Genomic DNA, 6,986 nt, shown 5'->3' with positions numbered 1-6,986 from the left:
TCGCTCACCGGGATGCGGTGGATGCTGTCCACCTCACCCGGGTTGGCCACCAGCAGTTTCGCCGGCCCGGCCCACACCACCACCGGTGTGATGACGAAGCCCGAGCGGGTGCTGAAGTCGTCCAGCCGGCCCAGCACCGCGCTGGGGTCCAGCACCAGGCCCACCTCTTCGTGCAGCTCGCGCAGCGCGGCAGCCTCGGGCGTTTCGCCTTCGTCCACACGGCCGCCGGGCAGCGCCCATTGGCCGGGGTGGTGGCGCAGGTGCAGCGCCCGGCGCGTCAGGATCAAGGCCGCGGCCTCGGACCAGTGCGCATGCACCGGCAGGCCGTCCATCGCGGCGCCATGGCCTTCGTCGACGATGGCCACTGCCACCGCCGCGCGGCCCGGGTGGCTGGCGTCGTGCAGCGAGTGCACCGCCAGCGCCTGCAGCCGCGCCTGCACCTGCTCGCGCAGCGCGGGCGTGCGCTGCACCGTCATGCCTCGATCTTCACGCCCTTCCAGAAGGCCACCCGGTCCTTGATCTCGGCCGCGGCCTCCTTGGGGTTGGGGTAGTACCAGACGGCGTCGGGGTTGGCGTCGCCATCCACGAACAGCGTGTAGTAGCTGGCCTCGCCCTTCCAGGAGCACATGGTCTTGGTGTTGCTGGGCAGGATGAACTTCTTGTCCAGCGCCGTGGCCGGGAAGTAGTGGTTGCCTTCCACCACCACGGTGTCGTCGCTTTCGGCCACCACGGTGCCGTTCCAGATCGCCTTCATGTGCCGGTCTCCTTCAAGGGGGTGTCGTCGTCGGGCACGCGGGCCCAGTCGGCCAGCCAGGTGGTGGCATGGGCATCGCTGGGGGCGCGCCAGTCGCCACGCGGCGACAACGATCCCCCCGAGCCTACCTTGGGCGCGTTCGGCACGCAGGAGCGCTTGAATTGGCTGGTCTGGAAGAAGCGGAACACGAAGGTGCGCAGATGCTTTTTAATCTGCGCCAGCGAGTATTCGTTGCGCGCCACCAGCGGGCTGTCGGGCCAGGGGCCGCGCTGCGCGTCGCGCCAGGCCTGCCAGGCCAGGAAGGCCACCTTGCTGGGCGGAAAGCCGAAGCGCACCGTGTGGTACAGCGCAAAGTCGTGCAGCTCGTAGGGGCCGAGCGTGCTTTCGGTGCTCTGGCCGGGCTGGCCGCCGTCGGCTTCGCCGGGCACCAGCTCGGGGCTGATCTCGGTGTCCAGCACCTGCTGCAGCACCGTGCGTTCACGTTCGCTGGCGCGGCCGGCCACCCAGCGCACCAGGTGCTTGATCAGCGTCTTGGGCACGCTGGCGTTCACGTTGTAGTGCGACATGTGGTCGCCCACGCCGTAGGTGCACCAGCCCAGCGCCAGCTCGCTCAGGTCGCCGGTGCCCAGCACCAGCGCGTTGTGGTGGTTGGCCAGGCGGAACAAATGGCTGGTGCGCTCGCCGGCCTGCACGTTCTCGAAGGTCACGTCGTACTGCTTCTGGCCTTCGGCATACGGGTGGCCCAGGTCCTGAAGCATCTGCTCGCAGCTGGGGCGGATGTCGATCTCGGCGGCGCTGCAGCCCACGGCCAGCATCAGCTCGCGTGCCTGGGCCAGCGTGCGCTCGCTGGTGGCAAAGCCGGGCATGGTGTAGCCCAGCACGTGGGTGCGCGGCAGGCCCAGCAGGTCCATCGCGCGCACCGCCACCAGCAGGGCATGGGTGGAATCCAGCCCGCCCGAGATGCCGATCACCAGCTTGTGGATGCCGCTGGTCTCCAGCCGCTGCACCAGCGCCTGCACCTGGATGGCATACACCTCTTCGCAGCGCACGTCGCGCGTGGCCGGGTCGGGCGGTACATACGGAAAGCGCGGCACCGTGCGGCGCAGCGTGGCCAGCTCGGGCGTCAGCGGCGCCAGCGGCAGCTCGAAGCGCACCGCCTGCATGCGGCCCACCTGCTCGGCGTGCAGGCCGGCCGATTGGCCGAAGCTGGTCTGCCGCATGCGCTCGCGCGACAGGCGTTCCAGGTCGACGTCGGCCAGGGTGATGTGGCCATCGCCCGCAAAGCGCTGCGACTCGGCCAGCAGGTCGCCGGCTTCGTAGATCAGCGCCTGGCCGTCCCAGGCCAGGTCGGTGGTGGATTCACCCACGCCGGCCGAGGTGTAGAGGTAGGCCGACAGGCAACGCGCCGAGTGCAGGCTGGCCAGCTGGTGGCGGTAGCCCGACTTGCCGATGGTGACGTTGGAAGCCGACAGATTCACCAGCACCGTGGCGCCGGCCAGCGCCGCGTACGACGAGGGCGGGATGGGCACCCACACGTCTTCGCAGATCTCGACGTGAAAGCGCAGCAGCGGCTGGTTGGCCGCCTCGAAGATCAGCTGGGTGCCGAAGGGCACGGTGTGGGTGCCGATGCGCACCTCGGTCACCAGCGCGTGGGCGGCCGGATTGAACTGCCGGGCTTCGTAGAACTCGGCGTAGTTGGGCAGGTAGGTCTTGGGCACGATGCCCAGGATGCGGCCGTCGAACACCACGGCCGCGCAGTTGAACAGGCTGTGCCGCACCCGCAGCGGCAGGCCGACGATGGCCACCGCCGGCACGCCGCGGCTGCCTTCGGCCACGGCCAGCAGCGCCTGTTCGCAGGCGTCGAGCACCGCGCGCTGGTGAAACAGGTCGTCGCAGGTGTAGGCCGACAGGCCCAGTTCGGGGAAGGCCACCAGCGAGGCGCCCTGGTCGGCGGCCTCGCGCAGCACGCGCAGGGTTTCGCCGGCGTTCCAGGCCGGGTCGGCGATGCGCACGCGCGGCACGGCCACCGCCATGCGCAGGTAGCCGTGGGTGGCAGGGTGGAAGAACTCGATCGGCTGGGTCATCGGGTGCGGGCGCGCGCGGGCGCAGGGGTGTGGGGGTGGCCGGCAGGCAGGCGCAGCCGGGACGAAGGCGTGACGGAGATGCCCACCACGTCGGTGAAATGCTGGATCACGGCCTGGTTGCGCCGGGCCGACTGCGTGCCCACGCAGTCTTGCGGCACCGCGGCGCCCAGGTTGCGCATGCGTGCATCGGCCACGGTGGCCAGCACGCACTGGTCGCTGGACACGCCGGTGACGATGAGCTGCTCCACGCCCAGGTCGTTGAGCAGCAGCTCCAGCGGCGTGGCGAAGAAGGCGGAGTGTTTGGGCTTCAACAGGAAGTAGTCGTCGGTGTCGGGCGCCAGTTGTTCGACGATGCGTCCGCCCGGGCCCTCGGCCTGCAACGCCGCATCCACCAGCTGGCGGAAATCCGACCGCCAGCGGCCCCGATTGTCGTTGGCATAGATCACCGGCACGCCGGCCTCGCGGCAACGCTGGCGCAGCCGGGCCACGCGCGGGGCGATGGCCACCGCCGCGGGCAGCAGCTTGTCGGCGTCCGGAAAGTCCCAGAGGCTGATCATGTCGGTGATCACCAGGGCGGGGCCGCCCGGGCGGCGGTCGTTTTCGTCGTGGGTGGAAAGCAGTCGGGCCATCGCAGCGCTCATCCAGGCAATGCCGGGGTCGGGCAACGCCTGTGCCGCGGGCGGAACCGGCCCTTCTTTGTAAGCGTGTCTGGGAAAACCCTACAGGCGCTTTGTCAGGCGGCCGACTGCACGCGCACGAAGCGGCTTTCTACAGTGCCCGCCATGACCACCGCCACCGCTTCCGCCGCCGTCGTGCCCGCTTCGCTGGGCGAGCTGTACCGGCACATCTGGCTGCATGCCCAGGGCGCACGCGCCAAGTTCGCGCTGGCGCTGAGCATGCTGGGCGGCTCGCAGCTGCTGAAGCTGGGCATTCCGTGGATGGCGGCGCAGGCGATCAACGGCATCCAGTCGGCCGGCCGCACCGGCCTGGCACCGGCGGCGCTGTGGATCGGCGCCATCCTGGCGGCCTACGTGGGCTGCTGGTCGCTGCACGGCCCGGCGCGGGTGATGGAACGCACCGTGGCGCTGCGCGTGCGCCGCAGCGTGGCCGATGCGCTGTATGCCCGGCTGCTGCGCGCGCCGCTGGGCTGGCATGAGCAACACCATTCCGGCGACTTGCAGCACCGCGTGGGCCAGGCGTCCAACGCGCTGTTCGGCTTCACGCAGAACCAGTTCATCTACCTGCAGAACGCCATCAACCTGTGCGGGCCGGTGGTGGCGCTGTGGCTGCTGTCGCCGGCCACCAGCTTGGTGGCCATCGTCGGGCTGATCGTCATCTCCACCGTGATCGTGGCCTTCGACGGCGCGCTGATGAAGCTGGCGGTGGCCGAGAACCAGGCCGAGCGGCGTTACGCGGCCCGGTTGCTGGACTTCGTGGGCAACGTGTCTTCAGTGCTGAGCCTGCGGCTGCAGGAAGGCACGCGCCGCCTGCTGGACAGCCGGCTGATGGCGGTGTTCGAGCCGCTGCGCCGCAGCATCGTGCTCAATGAATGGAAGTGGTGCTCGGTCGACCTGTCGGGCGTGGTGCTCTCGTGGGGACTGGTGGCGGTGTACGTGCTGTTCGTGGCCCCGGCGGCCGATGGTGCTGCGGCGGGCGCGGCCACCGGCGCGGTGATGCTGGGCAGCCTGTTCATGGTCTACCAGTACGCGCAGCAGGCGGCCGGGGTGCTGGGCACCATCGCCTCGCAGTACCAGGCGGTGGCCCGCACGCGTACCGATTTCGCCAGCGCGGCCATCGTGCTGCAGGCGCCGCAGCGCCAGGCCGCCGGGCGGCTGGCCGACGAAGGCTGGCGCCGCATCGACATCCAGGGCCTGCGCTTCAGCCGCCCGGGGGCCGAGGGCAAGGGCGACGAGCGCGGCGGTTTGCACGACGTGGCCTTGTCGCTGCACCGCGGTGAGCGGCTGGCGCTGGTGGGGCCCAGCGGCGCCGGCAAGAGTACGTTGCTGCGCGCGCTGGCCGGGCTGTACGAGGCCAAGGCCGCCCACATCGCGGTGGACGGGCAGTACGTGCCCGAGGCACGCGATCTGGCGCCGGTGGCCACGCTGATTCCGCAGGAGGCCGAGATCTTCGAAGCCTCGGTGCGCGAGAACATCACCTTCGACGAGCCGGTGCCCGAGGCCGAGCTGATGCGCGCCATCCAGGCCGCGGCCTTCGACCCCGTGCTGGAAAAGCTGCCCGGCAAGCTGGACGCGCCGATGGCCGAGCGCGGCACCAACCTGTCGGGTGGCCAGCGTCAGCGGCTGGCGCTGGCGCGTGGCCTGCTGGCAGCCCGCCACAGCAGCGTGCTGCTGCTGGACGAGCCCACCAGCGCGCTGGATTCACTGACCGAGATCCATGTGCACTCGCGCATCCTCGAAGCTTTCCCCGACGCCTGCATCGTGGCCTCGGTGCACCGCCTGGGGCTGCTGGCCCACTTCGACAAGGTGGTGTTCATGGTGGCCGGCCGGGTGGAAGACGTGGGCACCGTGGCCGAGCTGGTGCAGCGCCAGCCGGCCTTCGCGGTGATGATGGCCACGATGGGCCCGGGCGCGGTGCCTCAGCCGGCGCCGGCCGAAGCTGCCGCGGCCTGAGGCGGGGCCACGGCCGGCTGCGCCGGCTTGCCCGGCTTGGCCACGGTGGGCGTGGGCGGCGATTCGGGCTCGTGCGGCTCATGCACCGCAGGCGCCACATGGTCGGCGCGGGCGCCGAAGATCATCTCGTTGATCCAGCCCACCAGCACCTGCGTGTAGGCGCGCTGGTCGGCCGGCTGGCTCAGGCCATGGTCGGCGCCGCGCAGGCAGCGGTAGGTCAGTGAGCGGGCGTTCTTGCCCGCCTCGCGGTAGCTGTGCAGCACTTCCTTGGGCACGATGGTGTCCAGCTCCGACTGCACCAGCAGCAGGTCGCCGTCGAAGTCGTGCGTGGCCTGCAGCGCCCGGTTGTCCGCAAAGGGCACCAGGTGGCGGCGGTAGGCCTTGAGATCCTGGTCCTTGTGCAGCTGCAGCTTGGGCACTTCCCAGCCCGAGTCCATGTACAGCGCCGGCGCGCGCAGCGCCAGCCAGCGCACCGGCCGCATGGTGGTCAGGATGGTGGCCAGGTAGCCGCCATAGCTGCTGCCCACCACCGCGATGGATGAAGGGTCCACATGCCGACGCTCGGCCAGCAGGTCGTAGGCGGCCAGCACGTCCTGCAGGTTGCTGGCGCGTGAAACGGTCTCGAACTGCGGCTTGGTCTGGGCATGGCCGCGCAGGTCGAAGGCCAGGCACACGCAGCCCAGCGCCGCGATCTGCCGCGCACGCGCCACGTACTGGGCCTGGCTGCCACCCCAGCCATGGATGAACAGCACCCCGGGCAACTGAGTGCCGGGGGAGACGAAGGTGCCTGCGATGCTGCCATCCCCCACGGGGATGGCCACGTGCTCGTCAAAGGTCGGCATGCGCCTCCACCTGCGCGTATTTGGTCACCCGGCCCACCTCCGGGTCGTCGTCGTCGAAGTGCACCTTGGCGCCGGCCGGCACCGGTTCCTGCAGGCCATACACCTCGTGGGTGGAGGCACGCACGGCCTGGCAATCGGGATGGGCCTGGAAGTATTGCAGGGCTGCCACTTCGGCGCCGCTGGCGCCGCCGATGCGCCAGCTTTGCTCCAGCACGCCCGATCGCCATTGGCCGCGGTCGTCCACGCCCTGGGCCACGTCGTAGTTGGCGCGCGTGGCCAGAAAGCCGGGGTAGTGGCGTTCGGCCTCGCGGTGGTACACCAGGGCCTGGTCGACCGCGGTGGCAAATTCGGGCGAGAGCTTGAGCGCCTGCAGCGCCTCGAAGTCGCCGCGCACCACGGTGAGGGTGGAGCCGCCGTACACCTCTTCGCCGCGGTGATTGGTGGTGAGCTGCTGGGTGCCCACGTAGCTGGCCATCAGCGGGCCGGCCTTGACCTGGCCGACGCTCAGCGTCTCGACCTGGCGCAGGTTGCGCTCCAGCACCACGCCGTGTGTGCGCAGCACTTCGGGGTCGGTCTCGGCCAGCCACTGGCGCAACTCGTCGATGTGCTGCATCACCTGCTGACCCAGGCCGCCCACGCCGTCGGGCTTTTTCAGCCGCATGCTGCCGTGGGCCAG

7 protein-coding genes are annotated in these 6,986 nt (G+C 70.4%); 1 reads left to right on the top strand and 6 read right to left on the bottom strand.

Annotated elements, in window-relative coordinates; all coding sequences use genetic code 11:
- The 4 genes from ABNT58_RS04135 to ABNT58_RS04120 all read right to left on the bottom strand — a co-directional run.
- Nucleotides 1–476 (bottom strand): CoA pyrophosphatase (locus ABNT58_RS04135; RefSeq protein ID WP_348752243.1); only part of this gene is annotated, 476 nt, incomplete at its 3' end.
- Nucleotides 473–754 carry a DUF427 domain-containing protein gene (locus ABNT58_RS04130; protein ID WP_348752242.1) on the bottom strand — a complete coding sequence of 94 codons (282 nt, stop codon included), beginning with the start codon at nucleotides 752–754 and terminating at the stop codon, nucleotides 473–475. The genes ABNT58_RS04130 and ABNT58_RS04135, both read right to left, overlap by 4 nt.
- Nucleotides 751–2,838 (bottom strand): NAD(+) synthase, encoded by a 2,088-nt coding sequence (locus ABNT58_RS04125; protein WP_348752241.1) that lies wholly within the window; start codon nucleotides 2,836–2,838, stop codon nucleotides 751–753. Before ABNT58_RS04125 ends, ABNT58_RS04130 begins: the two co-directional genes overlap by 4 nt.
- Nucleotides 2,835–3,467: an isochorismatase family cysteine hydrolase gene (locus ABNT58_RS04120; RefSeq protein WP_348752240.1), complete on the bottom strand. Its 633-nt coding sequence runs from the start codon at nucleotides 3,465–3,467 to the stop codon at nucleotides 2,835–2,837. The genes ABNT58_RS04125 and ABNT58_RS04120 overlap by 4 nt, the downstream gene beginning before the upstream one ends.
- Nucleotides 3,468–3,620: 153 nt before the next feature.
- Between ABNT58_RS04120 and ABNT58_RS04115 the strand changes: the two genes are divergently transcribed.
- Nucleotides 3,621–5,468: an ABC transporter ATP-binding protein gene (locus ABNT58_RS04115; RefSeq protein WP_348752239.1), complete on the top strand. Its 1,848-nt coding sequence runs from the start codon at nucleotides 3,621–3,623 to the stop codon at nucleotides 5,466–5,468.
- On the opposite strand, the gene ABNT58_RS04110 is transcribed toward ABNT58_RS04115, so the two are convergent.
- Nucleotides 5,435–6,310, bottom strand: a complete 876-nt coding sequence (locus tag ABNT58_RS04110) for an alpha/beta fold hydrolase (protein ID WP_348752238.1) — start codon at nucleotides 6,308–6,310, stop codon at nucleotides 5,435–5,437. The two genes, ABNT58_RS04115 and ABNT58_RS04110, sit on opposite strands and share 34 nt — an antisense overlap.
- Nucleotides 6,297–6,986, bottom strand: a 690-nt coding sequence (locus ABNT58_RS04105) for a DUF3182 family protein (RefSeq protein ID WP_348752237.1), incomplete at its 5' end; no start/stop codon positions are given. The genes ABNT58_RS04105 and ABNT58_RS04110, both read right to left, overlap by 14 nt.

This window comes from uncultured Aquincola sp. (genome assembly GCF_964001545.1).
Classification (GTDB): domain Bacteria; phylum Pseudomonadota; class Gammaproteobacteria; order Burkholderiales; family Burkholderiaceae_C; genus Aquincola.
Note: the sequence above shows the minus strand (reverse complement) of the source record. Positions and strands in the feature narration are given on the sequence as shown.

What these genes read in the sequence shown, in the direction of transcription:
- ABNT58_RS04130 (WP_348752242.1), bottom strand. Translation starts at nt 754, where the DNA reads ATGAAGGCGATCTGGAACGGCACCGTGGTGGCCGAAAGCGACGACACC.
- ABNT58_RS04125 (WP_348752241.1), bottom strand. Translation starts at nt 2,838, where the DNA reads ATGACCCAGCCGATCGAGTTCTTCCACCCTGCCACCCACGGCTACCTG.
- ABNT58_RS04120 (WP_348752240.1), bottom strand. Translation starts at nt 3,467, where the DNA reads ATGGCCCGACTGCTTTCCACCCACGACGAAAACGACCGCCGCCCGGGC.
- ABNT58_RS04115 (WP_348752239.1), top strand. Translation starts at nt 3,621, where the DNA reads ATGACCACCGCCACCGCTTCCGCCGCCGTCGTGCCCGCTTCGCTGGGC.
- ABNT58_RS04110 (WP_348752238.1), bottom strand. Translation starts at nt 6,310, where the DNA reads ATGCCGACCTTTGACGAGCACGTGGCCATCCCCGTGGGGGATGGCAGC.